Genomic DNA, 20,892 nt, shown 5'->3' with positions numbered 1-20,892 from the left:
ACAGCCTTGGCCTTGGTCACTTCGTCGTACTTCGATGGCATGGTCTACCCATCCTCCTCAAGAAAGAAGGTGAGCACCAAACCCGGGGTGATTCAACGAGCCGATTCGGGCACGCCTCCGAACTGGTACCAGCTCGCTGTCGATCTACTGCGCTGGACGGACCCAGATCGCAAGGTCCAACACCACTGGGCCCGGGACTTCTATCTGCCCCATACCAACTCAAGAAGGGTGCGCTGATCGTGGATGATCAGTACCTGTCCCTGCACGCGATCACGACATTCTCGGGCGTGCTGCTCAACCGTGACGAGAACAACCTGCCCAAGGAGCTCGTGTATGGCGGAGTCACTCGTACCCGTGTATCTGCACAAAGCTGGCGCAGGGCCGAACGGATGTACATGCGAAACCAAGCAAACAACGGCAAAGGGCCACTCGCAGGCCACACCTTCGGGATTCGAACTCGGGAGTGGGCGATCGAAACAGCCGACGCGCTTGTAGAACTCGGCTGGCCGAGAGAGAAGGCCAACGCCATGGCACGGCTCGCGCTCGAGCATTGCAACTTGAACTTCGGAGATCCCGACAAGGATCCGATGAAGACCAAGGTTGCCATCTTCGCGCCCGCTGACGCCGGCAGCAGGATGGCGACAATCCTGCACTCTCCTCCCGTCACGCTCGACGACTGGTTCGAGGCCGAGACGAAGCGACTGCGCGAAGAGGCCGAAAGACGCGCGGCTGTTCAAGCTGCCAAGCAGAGTCGGAAAGGCAAGACCTCCGAACCAGCCAGCACGGAGGAGCAGCTCGAGGTGACGCCCATCCCGAAGAAGGTGCGTGACGCTCTCGTGGCGGCTCTGGCTCCGGCCGACGCTATCGACATCGCGCTTTTCGGCAGGATGCTCGCCGAGATCGCCGAAGCGACCGATGTGGATGGTGCCATCCAGTCCATGCACGCTTTCACAGTGGACGCTGCAGAAGTTGACGACGACTTCTTTACCGCGGTGGATGACCGGAAGGAAAGCCGCAGAACTGCATTCGATGCGATCGATGGCTGGGCGGGCGACGACAGTGGTGCGGCTATGACCGGGTATCAAAGTCTGACATCAGGTACCTTCTACCGGAATGCCGTTCTCGACCGCGCTCAGCTTCGCCGGAATCTCATCCGCGCCGGCATTCCTTCCGAGGAAGTCGCAGAACGCGCTGTTGCCGCGGAACGCGCATACATAGAGTCCTTTTGCCACTCTGTGCCGAATGCGAAGAAGAACAATACCGGCGCGCTCGGCACATTGCCGAAACTTGTTCTCGCAGTGAGTGGTTCGCGTCCAGTCAACTATGCCTCCGCTTTCGAGCAGGCTCTCGTCGCCAACGACCAGTCGGTCAGCATCCAAGCCGCAAAGCGACTCCTTCGCCAACACGAGTTCGCGGCGGCGAAACTGCCCGGAATATCAGCTGGAAGAGCGTTGACCTACGACATCGACATCGCTGATGAGATTCTCGGCAAGGATTCGACGAGCGTAGTCTCAGTCGAATCGCCTGCGGATCTGGTGCACTGAACGCTGCGATGACGTCAACGCTGCTGATTCGGCTTGCGGGTCCCCTGCAGGCGTGGGGAACGCTGTCCAAATTCCGGCACCGCGACACCGATCCCGACCGTCCAACCAAGAGCGGCGTTATAGGGCTGCTCGCGGCCGCGGACGGACACGACCGCAGTGGAACCAACCCTGCTTACCCGGATGCGCTACCACTGGAAATACTCGCAGCACTGCGATTCGGAATCCGAGCCGACCGCCCCGGCGTGTTGGTGCGCGACTATCACACGGTCGGTGGCGGGCGCTTCCCGATCCGACCGCGCGATCTAATCCTCGATGGGCGGCGTGTTCCGGCAGCGCATCTTCCACCTGAATCCAGCCAGCCGGCCCCCTTCGGGTCGTTCGATGCCCCCGGCTGGTATGGGGCTCCCAAAGGCATTGCTCCTGATTCGTCGGGGGTTCTGCAGGCAAACCCCGCATTAAGGCGCAACGGGCTCGTCACCGAACGCTGGTATCTGTCCGATGCTGCATTTGTGGCCGCCGTCGAGTCCGATGATCCGGAACTACTGGGGCGGCTTGCTGAGCGCCTTGATCATCCGCGTCGCATGCTATGGCTGGGGCGCAAGAACTGCCCGCCCGCCGAGCGCCTGAACCATGGCGTCCACGAGGGAAATCTCCGAACCGTCCTCCTGAGCACTGCCCTGCTCCCCAACGCCCGTGAAGCCGAACCATATTCGTGGATCGAGACGGGCCCCAACGAGCCGGATTCCGTACCCGTCCAGGATCAGCCCGTCTCGTTCTCCTCCCGGCACCGAGTCCACATACAGAGATGGGAGCGCCGGCAGCGCATGGCAATCACAGATCCGATAATCACCTGGGAGGTGCCATGAGAGCCGCGCTGATCGCCTGCCACAGCATCCTCGAGCTGAATGCGCGACACCCTGAGACCCAACGCGCTTTGCTCGATGCCCAGGCGATGCACCGTCTGGTGATGAAGGGTTTCCTTGGCTGGGTCGAGGACGGCGCTCCCGACGCTCGCTCCCAAATGGGCGTCTTGCATACCTCGAACGTCGACTTAAAGAACCAGCTGCTCACCGTTGTCGTTCAATCCAAGGTCCCACCGGACTGGTCCCACCTGGATAAACGCCAGCTCAAGGCCGAACCCCAGATCATCAAGGTCGACGAGTACATCGAGACTGGCCAGGGGTATCGGTTTCGCGCTGTGGTCAACCCGGCCCGAATGAGCGATCGCCATCTTTCACCCAGTGCCAGAAAATCAAGCCGACCCGAACGAAAACGGCTGGCCGACACAACAGCTGAGCATGCACGGCAATGGTTTGCCGAGCGTCTTCAGTCGCTGGGGGAAAGCGCCGTCAATCAACGTGGTGTCCACCGAATCGGGGCAGATGCGGACCCTCTCCAGCTCGCTGTTCGCATTCTCCCGAAGCTGAGCCATATCCAAGGAAAGCCCGGCATGCGAATCGGCCGGGCAGAAGTACGCGGCGAATTAGCGATTACCGACCCAGATGTCTTTGTCGACACCGTCATCGGTGGGCTCGGGCACGCCAAAGCATATGGATGCGGGCTGATCCTGATCAAACCTGTGCTTGTCAGGGCTGCCGACTGATCTGGACCTGATCTCGACAGTCCTAGTGCCCTTGAAGTCGGCCGGGGCGGAATGAAATTCGAGAGGACGATGAAAACGACTTCGTCACCCATGGTCTCTGCATCACGTGGGTGCCCTTCAATGGCTCGGGCAGGGCTCACGCAATGACAGCACGACCACGTGTCCGGAGTCATCGCCGTACACGATGGCGGTGGGATCGCCCGGGTGGCCAACGCAGGCTGTGACAGTCGTTGTGTCCGTGACCCAGCGTGCTAGCTCCACTCCGCTCTCCAGATCCCATAGCCGCAATGTCCGGTCGCTGCTACCGGAAATGACATGTCGGCCGTTCACCGTGGTCGCTACCGTCCGGACCCAGCCAGTGTGGCCTCGTAGGGTATGTACCAGGCGCTTGCTGTCCAGGTTCCAGACCCGCACTGTCTGATCCTGACCGGCGGACACGATATAACGACTGCCGTCGGCAACCGCCACCGCATCGATCCTGCTGTCGTGGCCGTGCAGGGCGCACTCCAGTTGTCCACTGTTCAAATCCCACACGCGCACAATCCGGTCGTAGCCAGCCGAGACGATGCGCCGGCTGTCGGCGGTCACCGCCACCGCGTAAACCTCGCTGTCGTGATGTTTCAGGATGCGTTCCAGGTGTCCACTGTCCAGATCCCATACCCGCACAGTCCCGTCGCTACTGCCGGTAACGATGTGCTTGCTGTCGGCGGTGACCGCCACCGCGTAGACCAAACCGATATGGCCTTCCAAGCTGTACAGCGGTTCTCCGCTGGACAGGTCCCAGACGCCCACCGGCTGGTCGTAGCCAGCGGACACGATGCGACGACTGTCGGTGGTGATCGCCACCGCGTTAGTTGAGCCGACCTGACCTCGCAGAGGGCGTTGCAAATCCCCGCTGGCCAAATGCCAGATGCCCACCGGCTGGTCGTAGCCAGCGAAGACAACGCGCTGACCGTCGGTGGTGATCGCCACCGCGTTAGTTGAGCCGACCTGACCTCGCAGAGGGCGTTGCAAATCCCCACTGGCCAAATCCCAGACCCGCACCGTCTTATCGTGGCTGCCGGAGACGACATGCCGGCCGTCGGCCGAAACCGCCACCGCGTAGACATGGCTTGCGTGGCCTTGCAATTCACGTTCCAGGCGGCCACTGGCCAGATCCCACACTCGCACGATCTGGTCGTCGCCAGCGGAGACGATCTGCTTGCCTTCTGCGGTGACCGCTACCGCGTGGACAGAGCCAGTGTGACCGTGCAGGATGCGTCCAGAAGCTTCATCGTCCAGATCCCAGACCCGCACAGTGCGATCGCGGCTGCCGGAGACCACATACCGGCCGTCAGCCGAAACCGCCACGGCTTCGATGTCCCTAATATGGCCTGGCAGTGTATGTTTCAGATCTCCGCTGGCCAAATCCCAGACCCGCACCGTTCGGTCGAAGCCGCCGGAGACCACATACCGGCCGTCGGCCGAAACCGCCACCGCGTTGACATGGTTGTTGTGGCCCTGCAACGTGCATTCCAGGCGTTTGCTTGCCAGATTCCATACTTGTACGTTCTGGTCGCCACTGCCGACGATAATACGTTGGCTGTCGGCAGTGACCGCCACCGCGTAGATGTAGCCGGAGTGGCCTTGCAGAGTGTGTTCCAGACGTCCGCTGGCCAGATTCCACACTCGCACGGCCCCGTCGAAGCTACCGGACACGACGCGTTGGCCGTCGGCGGTGAGCGCCAGCGATTTGACTTCTTGCTCATGGTCTTCGATGACGCGTTTCAGTTGCCCGCTCTTCAAATCCCATATTCGCACGGTCTTGTCGCGGCTTCCGGAGACGATGTGCTTGCCGTCGGCCGAGACTGCTACTGCGTTGATTCGCTCGTCGTGGCCTTGCAGGATGCGTTCGAGCGGTCCGCCGGGTTCAGTGAGACTGCCTGGAGTTCGGGGGCACAACCAGAGATGTTCATCAGATGGGTAGGCCATATCTAAAAGGGCGCAGATTTTCGGCTCAGGGTTCCCGAGCAGGCGGCCAACGAGCTGGCCGGCGAGCAGCCCCGGTTCGTGGGCCAAGGTGTGCGCCGAGAGCTGAAGGGCGCCATGAGCTGTTTCGACTGGAGTTGAGCGGTGCTCCTGATAGGAGTAGTCGGCGAGCAGATCACTGATGCCAGCCACCGAGAGCTTGCGTTCCATCCACGCGAAACTCATGAGCAGTTCGTCGAGCTGCTCATGGCGTCCCGCATGCGCAAGGTGGGAGGCGAGATTCTGGAACAGGTAGCCGTCGTCCGGGGCACTCGCCCACGGAACCGGGTCGCGCTTGCCGCCACCGGGGTCAGTCACCTGCAGTATCTGTGAGCGATAGCTGTCGATGAAGCGGCCGTGAGTGTCCATGACGCCACCAGGACTGGCGGAGAGCTGATGAGCAGCAACGTCGAATTCCAGATCGTGCAGGGTGTACCACTCTCGGGTGTCGCGCTGCACCAGACATCGGTCGACGAGCCGGGCCAGCCGCCGTTCCGCATCCTCGACAGCATCGCCTGCTGGTGCCCACAGGGCGCTCACCGCGTTGAGCGGGACGCTGCCACGGCCGGCAAACACGGCGAGCTCCCTATAACGATCCTGGTCAGCCGGGGACAGATCGTCCACGCTGAGGGTGATCGAAGCCAGGACACTGGCATGCTGATAACCGTCAGGCCCGTACGCGTCCGCGATCGCCTGAATGTCGGCCCCTTCGAGCAGGTCCGATACGTCCTGCCAGACCTGCGGACGGCCACCCCGGGCCTTGATCATCCCGCCGAGCAGCGCCACGCCCAGCGCCAGATTGCCCACCCGTAGGCACAGCGCATCCGCCACGGGCGGGAGTCGATCGAAAGCAGTATCAGTCCAGCGGCCCAGCAGCATCAGGGCTTGCTCAAGCGTCAACTGGTCCACCTCGTGCATGGTGGCGCCGTCGGCACGGGCGATCCCGCGGTCGCGCGTAGTGAACAACAGCGCGCCCCGTGCGCCAACCACGTTGAGGGCCCGCAGGATATCGATGTCCCAGACATCGTCGACGACTAGTAGAACTGCTCTGCCAGCAAGCAACTCAGCGAGACGGTGCCGCCCCGCCTCCACGGTCGAGAACGACACCACCTCGCCGGTTAGCTGCCCGACAAGGCGTTCCTGTAGTAGCGTCGGCGCCACGTCGCGCTTCGCGTCGACCCAGACAATGCCTTCGGAGAAGGCCTCCTGCATATCCGGGTGCCGTGTAATCGCAGTCGCGAGAGTCGTCTTCCCAGCACCGCTCATACCGAACAAAGCCACCGTGGCATGCCCGAATACGTCACCTCGCGCCACCTCGACGATCCCGGTCCGCTCGACATACCGCGACGGGACGTCGGGGACGAAACCGATGAACGCGGTACCTGACACCCGTGGGAACTGCGGGGTAACAGGGTGCTGGGCCGGTAACGGGGCTGTCGGGGCGTGGACAATGGTTATGTTCTCCGCGTTCACCCCCGCGAAAGTGTTGATCGCTGCCGCAGGTCCCCAGCTGGGTGAGGCGGCCGGGACAGGGACTACCGGCGCGCCGACGAAGGGTCCTGTTGGTCTCGGCTTCCCGCGCGCACTGCCCCAATCTCAATGTCACCGTCGAAACTGCCGTCGACCACCCGCACCCCGGTGCCAGCAGAGTCCACCTCGCGGATCCGCAGCGCCGCGGCCTCCACCCGTTCCAGATCAACCCCTACCGCCGCACCCGCCGCAGCTTCGTGGGCGCGGACCGCCGAGAGAAGCGCTTGAGCGGCAGCCAGCAAGTCCACATCACCACCAGCACCCGCGGCCGCCAGATCCTCGGCGAATTCGTCACGCCGGTGCCGCGAGTCCGGTCGCTGTTCTAACGTCTCCACGTCGACCTGTCCATAGCGGCCCGTAACCAAACCCTTCAGCCGCTGATATGCCTCAGCGACCGCTGCTTTGGCCGTATCCCGCAGACCGGCAACCGCCCCAATCGCTAGCGCTTCGGCTACGACCTCCGGCACCGTCTCCAACATCGACATCCCCTCTGCTTCCGCGCTGGCAGGCGAAATCACTGACCGAGCCCCGACTGTACTACTGTGGTGAACTTAGCGAGAACGAATCGCTCTGCGGTATAGCAACTTTCAAATGTAGATCAACTGTTGGCTCGCTGCACCCGTGTGCTCGGACCGTTGCGTGCCTGGGTAGCGCGACATTTCCTCTGGCTCCCCTGGCGTGCCAAGCCCTTCTCTCGTGTCCGGGAAGTGCTCGGCCTCGATCGTCAATCGTCAGTGGCGTTCGCTACATCGAACCATCCCCGCGTGTGCGTGGAGCACGTGCGGCGCCCCAGCAGGGCGCAACACGTTGCCGGATCATGCGTTGGCCAGGAACGTCTTTCCAACGCCGACCGGTCCCATAATCAGGACGTTGTAGGCGTCAGCCAGGAACCGCAGCGAGGTCAGCTCTGCCCAGAGTTCGGAGTCGAAGGTGACCGCGGTGGTGTTGTCCCAGGCCGGCAGCTGCATCTGCGGATCCAGGTGCGCGGCTTGGCGCGGCGGTGCTCGGATTGCCGGTCGCGGCGGGTGACATCGTCGGCGAACAACATCTCCAGGAAGTCGTGGTGCGGCAACCGGTTCGATCTGGCGAGGGCAAGCCGCTCGGGCGGGGTGTCGAGCAACTGCCCGAGCTTGAGGCGCGTCAGCGATTTCAGCTCCGGCGTGACTTCGATCGGTTTGACCGCCGGAGACGCGGCGGGTCGGCGGGTGGTGCTCATGACGGCCTCCTGACCGCGAACTCGGTGGTGGAACGAACGAACCGGGACGGTGCGGGCGGAGGCAGCAGCATCAGCTGCTGGCCGGTGCCGCTGGTGAGCATGCGGTCGATGACACCGACGTCGATGACCTCCGCCGCGGCAGGCGTCGTCGACCGCGTCGGTGCCGTAGCGGCGCACCAGCCCGAGTAGCCGGTAGACCTGCCGCATCTTCGTCCAGGGCAGCGGATGCTCAAGCACCGCTGCGGCGTAGGCGCCGACATGTGGCCCGTCGGCTTCTGCCTTGCGCTGCAATGTATTCAGATCCCTCATAGCATAGGCGGTCAGCTCGCTGGGCAGATCCGCCGGATCGGTCGGCCGACCCCGACCCGGGCATGGACTCTGATTAGCTCACCGCGGAAGTAAGGTTTCACCGTCTGCGTGTCGACGTGGGCGGTCAACCGCTGCCCGACGAGATCACCGGGAATACTGTAGAGAGCCTTGGCGATCTGAACGTGCCGGTCCGGGGCAACGTTCGGATTCACCCAGGTTGGGATGTCGAATGCGCCCTCGGACAACGGTTCAGCTTCGGATACTCGTCACTGGCGAACACCTCGGCGGGGCGTAATCGAGTGGTGCCGTGGATCCGCAGGCCCGCAGTCTCCCGACACCACCGCGCAGCACGTTTCCAGCAGTCTTCGAGATCCCGGAGCTGGTCTCCAGCGAAGAAATTCGAGCTCAACGACGAAGCCACGGGATTCGGCGTATTCGCGGAACGAATCGTTCAACCGAGCTTCGGTCACGTTCGCGCAGTCGACGATGGGCTTCATGTTGTCCGGAATCGCGACGGGTGATCACGAACTGCTCAGGCTCGTAAGGACACCGAAATACCGGTTCCCGGGTCACGGCCGACAACAGCTGTGTAGTCGTCACGGAACCGTAGATCGCCTCGATCACCGAACCATTGCACGCGATATCGGCCCGAGTCACGTTCCGCATCCGCCGCGACGTGTATCCGGTCGCGGCGAGAACGAGATCACGCCGGACCCCACGTGCTCTACCAACCGGAGAGCTTCTGAGGCCACCGCCGACCGCAGCTGAGCAGCAATCAACCGTGACACCACGACGAAGCCGGTGCGCTCAAACTCCTCGCGTGCCATCCTGATCCCCGTATCATCAGCCAGTGCCTGAGCGCCCCACCCGTCCGGTTCGTCCTCCGACCACACCCGTCGTTGATCCACCAACAAGTCCCCTCCACACTTTCGGTAGCCATGCATCTGGCGCCACGCATCATCCAATCATCGCGGTCCCCGCCAGCGTGATCGACGAGCACGCGCTCAGGTGGAGATACTTCCAGTGCCCTTCCGAAGTACGATTTCATATTCGCCCTGGTTGGGTCGGCTCCCCGGGCTCGCAGTAAGTGGACAGTGCCGATCGGCTCCGTGCCCGAGGACATGATCGCCCAGTAGATCGCCGGGCATCCCTTTATCAGTCACGGCGTCGATGTCGGCTCCCGAGTCGAGCAGCAGTGCCACTAGTTCCGGCGCGTCGGCCTATGCCGCGAAATGCAGTGGTGTCCGGTCGTCGTTGTGTCGAGTATTGACGTCCTCGGTGCCAAGCATGCGCGGCACAGCGCCGAGCCGGATACTGTTCTCCCGCAAGACCAGTCGCGCCTCTGCCTGCCCGAGCTGTGCGCGCAGACCAACTGGTTCGACCCCATGTCGCGCAACGCGGCGCGCTCCTCATCGTCCATAGCCAGCTCGACAACATCGCGTCACGCCTGGTCCCAGGCGACATCGGGAGGTCCGCTGCCTGTCCTCGCGATCGCAGACTCGATCGCGGCCCAGCTGTCCAGGCAAGCCATGGTGTGGAACCGGGCGGGTGCGCTCTGCGTCATATAGTTCAAGGGCGAGCTGCACGAGGGAGGGAGGCCGGGGTGTCCGGGGAGCTCCAGGTCGAGGTGGACCGGCTGCGTGAGGCGGCACGATTTACCTCGGGTAAGGCCCAGGCGATCCGAGACGAGCTGAAGAAGCTCGACGACACGATCGGTAAGGAACTTCTCGCCGATGGATGGCAAGGGAAAGCCGCCAGCGCCTACGACGAGTCCTGGCTCGAATGGAAGCACGGTGCCGAGACGGTCATCGCGGCACTGGAGGAGTCCTCCGCAAACCTCGCTGAAGCCGCGAACCAGTACGAGGCGCGTGACGCGGCCAACCAGGATGCGATCACCGGACTACAGGGGTTGGATCTGCCGTGACCGGTGATGATTACCGCGTCGATCTAGAGCAGCTCGATGCCGCGATCGATACGATGGACAAGTTCGGGCGTACCGTTGAGGGCTGGTTGGGTGAAGTCGACCGGCATATCGCTGACCTGCATCAGACGTGGTCGAGCAAGGCAGCCCAGGCTCAGCGTGCCGCGCACGATAGTTGGATGGCGGGTGCCGCAGAGATGCGGGAAAACCTCGACGAGTTGCGTGAGGTGGCCCGTCGAGCGCACGCAAGTTACGCGACTGCGGTTCAAACGAATGTGGGGATGTGGCCGCAGTGACGACACCAACTGTGCCGCTCATTGTTCACCGGAACGGGGAGTACACCTCTGCTGGTGAGGTCTTCGGCCAGATGTCCACTGACGCTGTAACCACCCACTCCGCGTTGGTCACGGTGCTGACCGTGTACGTGGGGATGGCTGGCAGCGACAGCGTTGGCGGTCAATGGGCGGCAGGCTACGACGAAGCCGCCGGGCTTGCGATATCGACCTCGTCCAAGCTGGCGACCGCGTGCGCCCAGACCAGGAACATGATCGTTGCGGGGGCCTTCAATCACCAGGTCGCCGAGACCGGTGCGAACCTAGCCGATCAACAACCGCCCACCGCACCCCAGCTGGCGAACGATCCTTGCCTCCCGGAAACGACACCCTCGGCGGCTGGAGACGGAATCCCCGAGCCGTTCGGATGGTCCATCATCAAGGACGCCGTCGGGTTCGCCTGGCCGAACGGCCACCAGGACCAATTGAACGCCGCCAAGACCGCATGGCACACCGCCGCAGCCGACTACCGAACCGTCGCCGGTCAAGCCCCGCAGGCCGTCGAACTCCTCAACAACCAACAGTCACCCGAGATCGAAATCGCCGCCAGCACCTGCCAAACCCGACAAGCGGACTTCACCGTGCTGGCCGATGCATGCCAAACACTCGGCGATGCCTGCGGCGAGTACGCCCACCACCTCGACGAGGCACACCACAAGATCCTGGAGGAACTCAGAGGAATCGCCATCGAAACCGCTGCTGGCGAAGCGGCTTTCGCCGCGCTGGCGCCATTTACCGCGACCCTGTCCGAATGGGTTGGCAACGCTGCTCTGGCCGGACGCATCGCGATCCGCGTCCGCCGGATCACGACGTTCGTCGGCGAGCTCGCGACGAAGCTGACGAAGCTCGTCGCCGATGTCGTGAAACCACTTGCCGAACGACTCAAGCCGCTGTTCGAGCGAGTCCGCAACTGGGTCAACGCCGCAAAAATCAAAATGACCCCGTTCGCGCGACGCGACGCCGTGCTAACCGATGGGCAACTGTTCTCCCGGATGGGACCCCGCACGAACCGGGAGGTTCTCGAAAGCGGAAACCATCTGCCGATGACCCAAGAAACCATCGAGGAGTACGCCCGGCGAGCCGGTGTCGACCTCACGGGCGTCCGCGTGGACGTGGCCAGCTCCGCCGATGATGTGCGCTACTTCGACTATATGGAGGCCAGCGCCAGCACCGCTCCTGGGCATATCGCGTTGGCCCCCAGCGCCTTTGCCGATGAACAGACATTGCTGCGGAACTTGGTGCACGAGCGTGTCCACATCGACCAGTACGCGCAGGGCAGGGTGGGAACAGGGGTTACCAGGGAATTGGAAGACGAGGCGTACGCCGCCGATGAAGCGTTCTGGCAACGCTATCTCGCAGGGAAAGGGGAATGAGCAATGAGTGAGTTCTACGTCGAAGACATCTTCCCGGTGAGTTTCCGACCGACTCCGTTCGTGGTCGGTCGAGCGGTCGGGGACTTCGTGGTGGGCGAACAGGTCGAGTTGCACAAGAAAGACGGAAGAACCTACCGGGGAGTTCTGGAGGCGCTCGATTTCCACCAGCCCGCGCCGGGCAAGTTCTCGCTCGTGTTCTCCGCCGAGGTGTCGTCTCGAATCGAACCCGGCGACGTGGTCTGCTCGGTTCCCGCCGAGAATGGTCTCGACCCGCGGTGACGACAGACATCCAGGAATGGGAGCGGCAACTTCAGCGCGAACTCGCCGAGATCCGCAGCAACAGCCAGCAACTCGCCGCAGCGATCGAGGTGGTGCGCGGCCGCAGCGAAGCACGTGGAGTACTCGTCGAAGTCGACGCCGGCGGCGACATCACCGATCTGCAGATCGCGCCGGGCGCTATGCGCTCACCCGGCAGCCAACTCGCCGCCGTGCTGCGAGACTGCCACCGCAAGGCACGAGTTGACGCAAAAGCCAAGGTCAAGCATCTGGTCAACAAAGCCGACCCGCGGATCCGCGACCAACTCCAACATCTGGGTAGTCGCGAACAGAAAACCCCCGACGAACAGGGTGGGCCGAGATCAGAAGCCGAGATACAAGCCGCCGACGACGCCTACTTCGAACGCATGAACCAACAAGGCTGGCGGACCTAACCTACTCAGCAGCAACTACGCAATCGAAACCTCGGTGCGATCGCTACTGAGGTTGGTCTGGGTCAGAGCCGCGCCGACCCTGCTCAGCCCGAGCTGCGAGGTCTGCGAATCTGCTCCGCTGCCCCGCCAGCGGGGCCAGGTACCCCTTACTCTCGCCGTAGTAGTCAAACAGGCAGGAGTCGCAGACGATCGTGTTGCTCGCACCGGCACCGTAGAGGGCGCCGCCGTCGCGCGCTACGCCGCCTTGGCATTCGGAGCAGAATCCCGGGTATTGGTTACGTTGCATAGCGTTCTCCATGAATGACATCGGTAGGCCAGGGCATTCGCCCCAGGAGTTTCTTTGAATGGTGCCAGCGGGTACTGACAAGTCACGCAAACTCCGCTGGCTGGACATGGACGAGGGCGGGGCGTGTGTGATCGTGATCGCGCGGCCTGGGCGGCGACGTCATACGACACTGCATGCCGGACACCCATGTGCTCTACCAACCGGAGAGCTTCTGAGGTGACCGCCGACCGCAGGTGAGCAGGCATTATCCGTGACACCGCGACGTAGCCAGTGCGCGCAAACTCTTTGCGTGCCATCGTGGTCGCCGCATCATCCAACCGTCGCGCACCCTGGCAGTGTGATCGACGAGTACGGCCGCTCAGGTGGGATACTTCCGGTGCCCGTGAAACCCACATGGGGGGCGCGATATACAGCGAAGGTCGCCGGATTGGGATAGCCGTCGATCGGAGGTTATCGACGGCTGTCTGCGCGAGACAGCGCACTTCGTTATGGATGTCGTCATCGACAACCGAATGCGGCCGTGATCTGACAGAGCTCGGGCGGAACCATAATCCGCGAACACTACGGGCGGCGGCGTGGCCACCGGTCTCTGCAAGCCGCCCTCGATGTCCATTCGCTCGACCGCGCTCTCGAGATCACCCGGGTCGTCGTCACGCTGGCGTCGACTTCATCGAAGTCGGTGCCCCATTGCTAGATATCGGTTAATCCCAGGGGGATTAGGTGACTTTGTCCGCTGTCGGGCTGATTTGGTGTCAGCTCCGTCGATCGTTCATGCATGCTGAGAGTGGGAGGCGCGGTGGGATGCGGGTCAAGGTTCTTTCCGATCACGGAGGCGAACAGCTTCAGCTGTCCGAACAGCAGCTGAATGCTGCCTCGGCGAATCAGGCTGCGTGGCAAGACTTCTACGTTCAGTCGTGCGGCGAGTTGAAGGCTGCTCGCTGCGGGAAGCCGTTGTGGAAGCGGATGCTGTCGGTGCCCACCTCCGCTGAACAGGCGCCCAGGCACGGGTCGATGACGCGTCGCAGCACGTGGAATGGGCGGCGCATGGGGCGCAGCAGGCATACAACCGGGTCCAACAGCGAGGCGCCGGGGTGTACGGCGAGGAATTACTCACCCGGAGTCTTTCCGGCCTCCTAACGGACGAATGGGTGATGCTGCGCGGCTATCGCAACCGACGCGGGGAGACCGATCACGTCCTCGTCGGCCCGGCGGGGGCATGGGCTGTCGAGGTCAAGCGCCGCAGGGTTTTGCTCCACGCCGTCGGTGAGGATTGGTGGTTTCAAAGGCTCAGCGTCCAGGGGACCGTGTATGAGTCTGAATGGGCGGTCGATGGAGGTGGCCGGAGCTGGCCCCGCCAGGTCGGCGACGTTGCCCAGGATCTGGCCAAGTGGTTGCAACGGCAAGGCCATCACATCCCGGTGCGGACCGCGGTGATACTCATGCATGAGCACGCTCAGCTCGTCGAATGTATCGACCCCGCTGTGGATTTCGTCGGGTCCGACCCCTGGCAGCTTATGAACACCATCCTGGGGTTCCGGTAGTAACCGCCGAAAAACCAACGGATATGGGTATCGCCGCGGCTGGCCGCCGGTGAGTCCCTGATTCGGCCTGCGATGTAGGCGGACTACTGGTTGGCTTGGCTCCCAACGCTATTGGTTGGTGTGGGAGGTCGGTTCGTGGCGACGCGGGTGTTCGCGGATGAGGAGTTGGCGCGTCTGCGGGAGTTCCCCGAGATCGGGCGTGAGGAGTTGTTCCGGTTCTTCACGCTCTCGCCGGCGGATCTGGCGTTCGTCGATCCGGGGCGCGGGCGTGGTCCGGCGGATCGGCTCGGTATCGCGATCGCGTTGTGCACGTTGCCGTGGTTGGGGTTCGTGCCCGATCGGGTGGTGACCGCGCCGCCGGTCGCGGTAGCCCGGCTGGCCGAGCAGCTGCGCGTCGACGGCACCGAGATTCGTTCCTACGGCCGCCGTGCGCAGACCCGCACCGATCACCTGCGCCTGGTCGCCCAGTATCTGGGCTGGCGCGCTGCCGGTGCGCTCGAACTCAAGGAACTCGACGAGTTCCTGCTCGCGCGGGCAATGGAACACGATTCCCCGACCCTGCTGTTCCGGCTCGGGTGCGAGTACCTGATCTCGGCGCGGGTGATCCGCCCGGGCCCGGTGAGCATGGTCGAACGCATCGCCCACGCCCGCGAGCATGCCCAACGCGAAACCTACGACCGCCTGGCCCATGAGTTCACCCCGGCCCGGTGCGCCGAGCTGGACGCGCTGCTGACCGTCGACGCCTCGCTGGGGGTGTCGCGGTTGCGGTGGCTGTCGACCGGTCCGGTGGAGGCGTCTGCGGCCGCGGTGCGCGCCGAGGCCGACAAGCTGGCGTTCCTGCGCGGACTGGGCGCCGATCGCCTCGACATGTCGGTGCTGCCCGCCGAGCGGCGCCGGTTCCTGGCCACGATGGGCCGCCGACTCACCCCGCAAGCCTTGGAACGCCGCGACCCGCAGCGCCGGTATCCGATCCTGCTCACCGTGTTGGCCCAGTCCGGCACCGACGTCCTCGACGAGGTCGTGGCGTTGTTCGACCAGGCGATCTCGGCGAAATTCGGTGCCGCCGAACGCCGGATGCAAGCCGAGCTCGCCGAACGCGGCAAGTCCGGGGAGGACCGCCAGGCCCTGCTCGACGACCTGCTGGCGATCGTGACCGATCCGGCGGTCGCCGATGAGGAGATCGGCGCGCTGATCCGCGGCGAGAAGATCGGCTGGGAACGCCTGCGGGCGGCGCTCGCGCAGGCCAAACCCCGGCTGCCCCGCGATCACGGGCATCTCGCGGCGCTGGATTCCTCCTACAACTACCTGCGCCAGTTCACCCCCGCGGTGCTGGCGACGGTGGGTTTCGCGGGTGGGACCGCGGCCAGTGAGCTGCTGATCGCGGTCGCGATGCTGCGCGAGCTCAACGCCACCGGCCGGCGCAAGGTCTTCGACGAGGCACCGACCGGGTTCGTGCCCACGAAGTGGCGCGGCTACCTCGATCAGGCGCGAAAGTCCGGTAGCGCCACCGCGTATCGGCACTACTGGGAGCTGTGCGTGCTGCTCGGGCTACGCGACGGGCTGCGCAGCGGCGATGTGTACGTGCCGGGCTCGCGCCGCTATGCCGACCCGGCCGCCTACCTGCTCACCGGGCAGCAGTGGGAACCACAACACGAGGAGTTCTGCCGTTTGGTTGGGCGCTCAGCCGATCCCGGCGTCGCCCTGGCCTCCGTGGTCGAAGAACTGCACGTCGCGGTCGACGAGCTGGAGGCGGTGCTCGCCGAGGGCGAGGGCCCGGTGCGCCTGGACGGCGAGTCCGGAGACCTGATCATCTCCCCGCTGACCGCCGAAGACGTTCCGGCCGAAGCGATCGCGCTCAAGGCCGAGCTGACCGAGATGCTGCCATTCGCGCCGATCGTGTCGCTGTTGATCGAGCTGGACAAACGCACCGGCTACCTGGACTGCTTCACCCACGCCGGCGGCCAGGCCACCCGCACCCCGGAGCTGAAACGCAACCTGATCGCGGTGCTGCTCGCGCACTCGACCAACCTCGGGTTGACCCGGATGGCCGAGGCATGCGGCATCTCCTACGACATCTTGTCCTGGACCGACGAATGGTACGTGCGCGAGGAGACCCTGCGCGCGGCGAATCTGGTGCTCATCGACTACCACCAGAAGCTGCCGCTGACCCCGGTGTTCGGTGCCGGGACGCTGTCGTCCAGCGATGGGCAGCGGTTCCCGACGCGGGGGAAGTCGACGACCGCGCGGCCGATGAGCCGCTACTTCGCCAACGAGGGCCTGTCGACCTACACCCACGTCACCGACCAGCACGCCACCTACGGCACCAAGGTGATCGTGGCGACCAAACGCGAAGCCCACTACGTGCTCGACGAAATCCTGGGCAATGCCACCGATCTGCCGATCACCGAACACGCCACCGACACCCACGGGGTCACCCTGGTCAACTTCGGGCTGTTCGACCTGCTCGGCATGCAGCTGTCCCCACGGATTCGGGACCTCGGTCGTATCACCCTGTACCGGCCGGGCCCGCGCGCCGACGCCGAGACCCGGTTCCCGCACGCGGGCCCGCTGATGACCCGCAAGGCCAACCTCGGCCTGATCGCCGAGCACTGGGACGACCTGCTGCGGCTGGCCGGATCGTTGAAGTTCGGGCACGCCACCGCCTCCCTGCTGGTCGGCAAGCTCTCGGCGTCGGGGCGCCAGAACACCTTGGCCGCAGCGTTGAAGGAGTACGGGGCGTTGCGGCGCACCATCTACGCCGCGAAATACCTCTCCGATCCGGACTACCGGCGCAAGATCGCCCGCCAGCTCAACAAGGGCGAATCCCTGCACGCGCTGCGCCGCGACCTGCTCTACGCCCATGAGGGCATGATCCGGGCGCGGCACCTCGACGGCCAGACCGAACAAGCCTGGTGCCTCACCCTGGCCACGAACGCCGTGATCGCCTGGACCACAGAGTATTACGGTCTCGCCGTGGAGCAGATGCGACGGTCCGGCCGCCGAATAGATGACGATGTGCTCGCCCACATCTCCCCGGCGCACAGCGCCAACATCAATTTCTTCGGCGCGATCGAGGTCGACATCGACGCCGAACTCGCCGCACTCGGCCCAACCGGATATCGGCCGTTGCGGGTCCGCGACACCCTGTTCTGATCGCTGCCTCGGGCGGGATCCATAGGGCTTGCAGGTGTAGAGCGCGTCCGTGGTCACGACGGTCGCGCCGAGGGCATAGCGCAGTGTCGGCGTCCATCTCGGGCATCGGTCCCGGATCCGACTGGCGAGCCCGACATATGCAGAAGTCAGGACTTACTGCGTGCGAAAAGAATCGCTTGCTGAGCTTTCGCGTCCGGGTCGAGCAGCATCTGAGCCTCGACCACGAATCCGGCATCGCGCAGCCAGGATGCCACCTGGTCAGGCTGACGGCGGTGGACATGAACATTCATCGGGTGACCGCCATAGCCGTCCGTCTTCAACAACGACTCGTCGCCGACGTGAAACAGCAGCTGCAGCGGTCCGCCGGGACGCAATGCTCGGCGGAAGTGCCCGAACACGGTCGGCACCTCGTCGTCAGGGATGTGGATCAACGACTGCCAGGCGAGCAGGCCTGCCACCGAAGCGTCGGGGAGGTCCAGGTCCGTCATCGAGCCCACCTCGAACCGCAGGCCGGGGTGGTCGCGCCGGGCCACCTCGATCATCGCCGGGGAGAGGTCGACACCGAAGGCGTCGACACCGAGCTCACACAGGTGGGCGGTGACTTCACCGGGGCCGCAGCCGACGTCCGCGACCGGCCCGCCGCCGGCGACCCGCACGCTGTCGGCGAACAACGCCAGAGCCGCGCGAAGGTACTGGTGTCCGGCGAGGGCGCCGCGCACTTGGTCGGCATAGCTGACCGCGACCGTGTCATAAGAGGTTCGGGTGTCGGCCAACCAGTCATTCGTGGTCATGACCGGCACGATATTCCATGATCACGACCTCGTGGACGGCCGACGCAGAGAGAACCGATCATCGGCCCGCCGACTGGCCCTGAACTCCGCCGCGTTTCCGCGGACCGCAATGCAGGAGAGCACACCATGGCGCTGACCACCGAACAGCGCCGCCGTAACAAGTCGGCATCCGTGCTGCGATAATGTCGTCAAATGGTCCTTTGACGACACCCATCGGGGGCGGCTCCCGGGCCGCGTGGATCGTGCGGAAACAGCACTCCCGATCCATTGCCGTCCGTTCCATATTGACGACAGGGTTTGACGACAGATAGAACGGTGAACGGAGAGCAACCGGATCGAAAGAAGGGGCGCCGCGGTCATGGCCGAACTCGTCTACATGCGAGTCTCCACCGACGAGCAGAGCACCGTGCGCCAGACCCACCTGCTCGCCGAGGCCGGTCTCGTCGACGGCGCGCACGGTGTGCGACTGTTCGCCGATCCGGCCACCTCATCCAAGATCCCCGCGCTGCACCGCGACGGCTTCCGCGAGCTCGCCCGATACGCGCGCCCCGGCGACCGGCTCACCGTGTCCGAGCTCTATCGGTTGTGCCGCGACCTCGCCGACATCCTCGCCGTGCGCGACTGGTGCCAGCGGCACCAGGTGAAACTGCGGGTGCTCTCCGGCGCGCTGTCGGGCATCACCGACCTGGCCGCCGCCGACGCGACCACCACCATGCTGGTCAACGTGCTCATCTCGGTCGGCCAGTTCCAGCGTGACCTGCAAAACGAACTCACCCGCGAGGGCCTGGCAGCCGCCCGCGCCAACGGCGCGATATCAGGGCGCCGCCCCCAGGTCGCCACGAACGGGGACCTCGAACAAGTCCGCCGCCAATATCGAGAAGGCGCCAGCATCGCCGCCCTCGCCCGACAACACCGAGTCAGCCGCGTCGCGATCCGCACCGCACTCGCCGACCTGCTGCCCGACCGGCCCGAACAACCCGCCCCCACCGATATCGACGAACCCCACCCGATCCGAATCGAGATGCCGGGCAAGCTCGCCCACCACCTCACCGCCCACACCGCCGACCTCGGCGAAACCGAACGCCACGCCCTACGCGACGGCCGGCAGATACGGCGAGGCCAGGGCTACAGCCTGCACGTCACCGCCCCACCACACATCCACCAGGCACTGCTGGCCGCCGCCGAACCCCTCGCACACAGCACCGCGGCCGCCGACCGCAAGGCATACCGGATCTACCGCGACCGCCTCACCCAACAACCCCCGGCCTGACCGGCACCCAGCGCGCGTAACCCGCCCTCTACCAGCGGGTTACGCCATATCCGCCCGAAATTCGGCCGATACTACGGCGACCCCATATCCGTTGGTTTTTCGGCGGTTACTACCGGAACCCCATCCTCGGTGACGGTCGTATGACGCCGTTGGATCAGGACGCCTGCGCCGATATCGTCGGCCTGGTTGAACGCGACCACCACTTCCATTCCAACCGACGCCGAGGGCAGTGACTGCAGTCGACCTCGGCCAGCGTGTGTTGCTGGATCGGTATCGACTCCGTGCTGCGTCAGCTCGAGTGGGACGGGATGATTTACGCTGCCGTAGAGGAGGCAAGACGAGCCACCGCTCTGGTGTACTGCCTGCTTCGGTGGTCAACTGACTATCGCATGCTGCGCGACAGCGGCTGATGCGAGGTGGAATTCAGTCGATCCAGTAGCGGCGGATGATGGCGCCGTCGGTGTTTGATTCGACCGATTCCAGTACGCCGCCGCAGGATTCGATGATTCGTCGTGAACCGAGGTTGTCGTCGTCGCACGTGATGAGCGCGCGCTCGATGCCCAATGCGCGGGCGATCGTGAGACTGTGACGCAGGATTGCCGTGCCGTAGCCGCAACGCCGATACTGCGCCAGAACGCCATAGCCGATGTGACCTCCCCGGCGGCGTAACGAGTCGTTAAGGGTGTGCCGGATCGACGTGCGACCTACTACCTGGTCGCGTGCCGTGGCCAACAGATACGTGGCGGCGACGATACCGTTGGGCAGATTAAGCCCCTGCCGCTGGTCCTCGAGCCTGGACACATACTGCGACCATGCCACGCCCTGGGTCAGTCCCAAGGCGAACGAAAAGCCGTCGTCGGACATCGCCTGATGCGCCGCGCGGACGACCTGCTCGTCCGATATCCGCAATGGACGCAGCCGAACCGCCCCCCAGGAGACCGGTGTTCGCGAAACAGGCGCCATGAGCCCGAACCATAATCACCGATGTGTTTGTCGTCGACGGATTTTCGCGGTTCCGCGCCTACCGCCCCGGTGGCGTGATTCGCTTGGTCAGCCATCCTTGGGCGATGCGGGCCTGTTCGGCTTGGTGGACGCGGAGGTTCGGTGACCGCGGCGGTGCGGGTAGTCGACTGTTGCGGGCCCAGTAGCCCGACAGGGCACACACGAACGCGGTGATCGCGGTGGGGTTGGTGTCAGCGGTGACCGGATGGGCGGAATTTTTCAAGCTGAATGAGACCGGTGGGTGTGTTATGCGGCTGTCGTATCGGTCTCCTGGGCGGGCTGGTTGATCCAGGCGGTGTCGGGG

General features: G+C 64.3%; 20 protein-coding genes. 13 read left to right on the top strand and 7 right to left on the bottom strand.

Translation table 11 applies throughout. The features are described 5' to 3' along the window. The 4 genes from casB to cas6e form a co-directional block, all read left to right on the top strand. A partial coding sequence (casB, locus tag AB0J29_RS35300) for a type I-E CRISPR-associated protein Cse2/CasB (RefSeq protein ID WP_364795209.1) occupies positions 1–237 on the top strand: 237 nt, incomplete at its 5' end. A 2-nt stretch (positions 238–239) separates the two neighbouring features. Continuing rightward, complete coding sequence (cas7e, locus tag AB0J29_RS35295) at positions 240–1,544, top strand: type I-E CRISPR-associated protein Cas7/Cse4/CasC (protein WP_364795207.1); 1,305 nt, start codon at positions 240–242, stop codon at positions 1,542–1,544. Positions 1,545–1,552: 8 nt separating this feature from the next. Further along, a complete protein-coding gene (gene cas5e, locus AB0J29_RS35290) occupies positions 1,553–2,410 on the top strand; it encodes a type I-E CRISPR-associated protein Cas5/CasD (RefSeq protein WP_364795206.1) in 858 nt (285 codons plus the stop codon). After that, positions 2,407–3,147: a type I-E CRISPR-associated protein Cas6/Cse3/CasE gene (gene cas6e, locus AB0J29_RS35285; protein WP_364795205.1), complete on the top strand. Its 741-nt coding sequence runs from the start codon at positions 2,407–2,409 to the stop codon at positions 3,145–3,147. The genes cas5e and cas6e overlap by 4 nt, the downstream gene beginning before the upstream one ends. Before the next feature lie 117 nt (positions 3,148–3,264). Here cas6e and AB0J29_RS35280 read toward each other — a convergent pair whose 3' ends face one another. From AB0J29_RS35280 to AB0J29_RS35270, 3 genes are all read right to left on the bottom strand, one after another. Next, positions 3,265–6,435: an NB-ARC domain-containing protein gene (locus AB0J29_RS35280; protein ID WP_364795211.1), complete on the bottom strand. Its 3,171-nt coding sequence runs from the start codon at positions 6,433–6,435 to the stop codon at positions 3,265–3,267. 254 nt (positions 6,436–6,689) lie between these two features. Then, positions 6,690–7,169, bottom strand: a complete 480-nt coding sequence (locus tag AB0J29_RS35275) for a hypothetical protein (RefSeq protein WP_364795204.1) — start codon at positions 7,167–7,169, stop codon at positions 6,690–6,692. A 330-nt stretch (positions 7,170–7,499) separates the two neighbouring features. Continuing rightward, on the bottom strand, positions 7,500–7,652 hold the full coding sequence (locus AB0J29_RS35270) for an ATP-binding protein (RefSeq protein ID WP_364795203.1): 153 nt from the start codon (positions 7,650–7,652) through the stop codon (positions 7,500–7,502). 41 nt (positions 7,653–7,693) lie between these two features. On the opposite strand from AB0J29_RS35270, the gene AB0J29_RS35265 reads away from it, so the two are divergent. The 8 genes from AB0J29_RS35265 (at position 7,694) to AB0J29_RS35230 (ending at position 17,525) form a co-directional block, all read left to right on the top strand. Beyond that, positions 7,694–8,089, top strand: a complete 396-nt coding sequence (locus AB0J29_RS35265) for a hypothetical protein (protein ID WP_364795202.1) — start codon at positions 7,694–7,696, stop codon at positions 8,087–8,089. A gap of 1,723 nt (positions 8,090–9,812) precedes the next feature. Next, positions 9,813–10,133: a WXG100 family type VII secretion target gene (locus AB0J29_RS35260; protein WP_364795201.1), complete on the top strand. Its 321-nt coding sequence runs from the start codon at positions 9,813–9,815 to the stop codon at positions 10,131–10,133. Next, positions 10,130–10,426, top strand: coding sequence for a WXG100 family type VII secretion target (locus tag AB0J29_RS35255; RefSeq protein WP_364795199.1), 297 nt, complete (start codon positions 10,130–10,132; stop codon positions 10,424–10,426). The genes AB0J29_RS35260 and AB0J29_RS35255 overlap by 4 nt, the downstream gene beginning before the upstream one ends. Further along, the gene (locus tag AB0J29_RS35250) at positions 10,414–11,835 is read left to right on the top strand and encodes a DUF4157 domain-containing protein (protein ID WP_364795198.1); all 1,422 of its coding nucleotides are present in this window, start codon (positions 10,414–10,416) and stop codon (positions 11,833–11,835) included. The genes AB0J29_RS35255 and AB0J29_RS35250 overlap by 13 nt, the downstream gene beginning before the upstream one ends. Before the next feature lie 3 nt (positions 11,836–11,838). Continuing rightward, the gene (locus AB0J29_RS35245) at positions 11,839–12,114 is read left to right on the top strand and encodes a hypothetical protein (protein WP_364795197.1); all 276 of its coding nucleotides are present in this window, start codon (positions 11,839–11,841) and stop codon (positions 12,112–12,114) included. Next, positions 12,111–12,545 (top strand): hypothetical protein, encoded by a 435-nt coding sequence (locus AB0J29_RS35240; protein ID WP_364795195.1) that lies wholly within the window; start codon positions 12,111–12,113, stop codon positions 12,543–12,545. The genes AB0J29_RS35245 and AB0J29_RS35240 overlap by 4 nt, the downstream gene beginning before the upstream one ends. A 1,377-nt stretch (positions 12,546–13,922) precedes the next feature. Continuing rightward, on the top strand, positions 13,923–14,372 hold the full coding sequence (locus AB0J29_RS35235) for a nuclease-related domain-containing protein (RefSeq protein WP_364795194.1): 450 nt from the start codon (positions 13,923–13,925) through the stop codon (positions 14,370–14,372). A 135-nt stretch (positions 14,373–14,507) separates the two neighbouring features. Further along, entirely contained in the window at positions 14,508–17,525 is a 3,018-nt protein-coding gene (locus AB0J29_RS35230; protein ID WP_364795193.1) for a Tn3 family transposase, read from the top strand. A 146-nt stretch (positions 17,526–17,671) separates the two neighbouring features. Here AB0J29_RS35230 and AB0J29_RS35225 read toward each other — a convergent pair whose 3' ends face one another. Continuing rightward, the gene (locus AB0J29_RS35225) at positions 17,672–18,316 is read right to left on the bottom strand and encodes a class I SAM-dependent methyltransferase (RefSeq protein WP_364795192.1); all 645 of its coding nucleotides are present in this window, start codon (positions 18,314–18,316) and stop codon (positions 17,672–17,674) included. Positions 18,317–18,674: 358 nt separating this feature from the next. Between AB0J29_RS35225 and AB0J29_RS35220 the strand changes: the two genes are divergently transcribed. Beyond that, entirely contained in the window at positions 18,675–19,586 is a 912-nt protein-coding gene (locus tag AB0J29_RS35220; RefSeq protein WP_364795190.1) for a recombinase family protein, read from the top strand. A gap of 71 nt (positions 19,587–19,657) precedes the next feature. Here AB0J29_RS35220 and AB0J29_RS35215 read toward each other — a convergent pair whose 3' ends face one another. The 3 genes from AB0J29_RS35215 to AB0J29_RS35205 form a co-directional block, all read right to left on the bottom strand. Continuing rightward, complete coding sequence (locus AB0J29_RS35215; protein ID WP_364795189.1) at positions 19,658–19,795, bottom strand: hypothetical protein; 138 nt, start codon at positions 19,793–19,795, stop codon at positions 19,658–19,660. A gap of 214 nt (positions 19,796–20,009) precedes the next feature. Next, positions 20,010–20,549, bottom strand: a complete 540-nt coding sequence (locus AB0J29_RS35210; protein WP_364795187.1) for a GNAT family N-acetyltransferase — start codon at positions 20,547–20,549, stop codon at positions 20,010–20,012. Between the two features lie 58 nt (positions 20,550–20,607). Next, positions 20,608–20,892: hypothetical protein (locus AB0J29_RS35205; RefSeq protein WP_364795185.1), on the bottom strand; the 285-nt coding region annotated here is incomplete at its 5' end.

Origin of the sequence: Nocardia sp. NPDC049707, from assembly GCF_040674855.1 — a bacterium.
Taxonomy (GTDB): domain Bacteria; phylum Actinomycetota; class Actinomycetes; order Mycobacteriales; family Mycobacteriaceae; genus Nocardia.
The sequence above is the reverse complement of the archived record's forward strand: the minus strand, read 5'-3'. Positions and strand labels throughout refer to the sequence as shown.

Excerpts from the sequence above, each read along its gene's own strand:
- cas5e (WP_364795206.1), top strand. The coding sequence starts at position 1,553 with ATGACGTCAACGCTGCTGATTCGGCTTGCGGGTCCCCTGCAGGCGTGG.
- cas6e (WP_364795205.1), top strand. The coding sequence starts at position 2,407 with ATGAGAGCCGCGCTGATCGCCTGCCACAGCATCCTCGAGCTGAATGCG.
- AB0J29_RS35275 (WP_364795204.1), bottom strand. The coding sequence starts at position 7,169 with ATGTCGATGTTGGAGACGGTGCCGGAGGTCGTAGCCGAAGCGCTAGCG.
- AB0J29_RS35270 (WP_364795203.1), bottom strand. The coding sequence starts at position 7,652 with ATGCAGCTGCCGGCCTGGGACAACACCACCGCGGTCACCTTCGACTCC.
- AB0J29_RS35245 (WP_364795197.1), top strand. The coding sequence starts at position 11,839 with ATGAGTGAGTTCTACGTCGAAGACATCTTCCCGGTGAGTTTCCGACCG.
- AB0J29_RS35225 (WP_364795192.1), bottom strand. The coding sequence starts at position 18,316 with ATGACCACGAATGACTGGTTGGCCGACACCCGAACCTCTTATGACACG.
- AB0J29_RS35220 (WP_364795190.1), top strand. The coding sequence starts at position 18,675 with ATGGCCGAACTCGTCTACATGCGAGTCTCCACCGACGAGCAGAGCACC.
- AB0J29_RS35215 (WP_364795189.1), bottom strand. The coding sequence starts at position 19,795 with ATGGAAGTGGTGGTCGCGTTCAACCAGGCCGACGATATCGGCGCAGGC.
- AB0J29_RS35210 (WP_364795187.1), bottom strand. The coding sequence starts at position 20,549 with ATGGCGCCTGTTTCGCGAACACCGGTCTCCTGGGGGGCGGTTCGGCTG.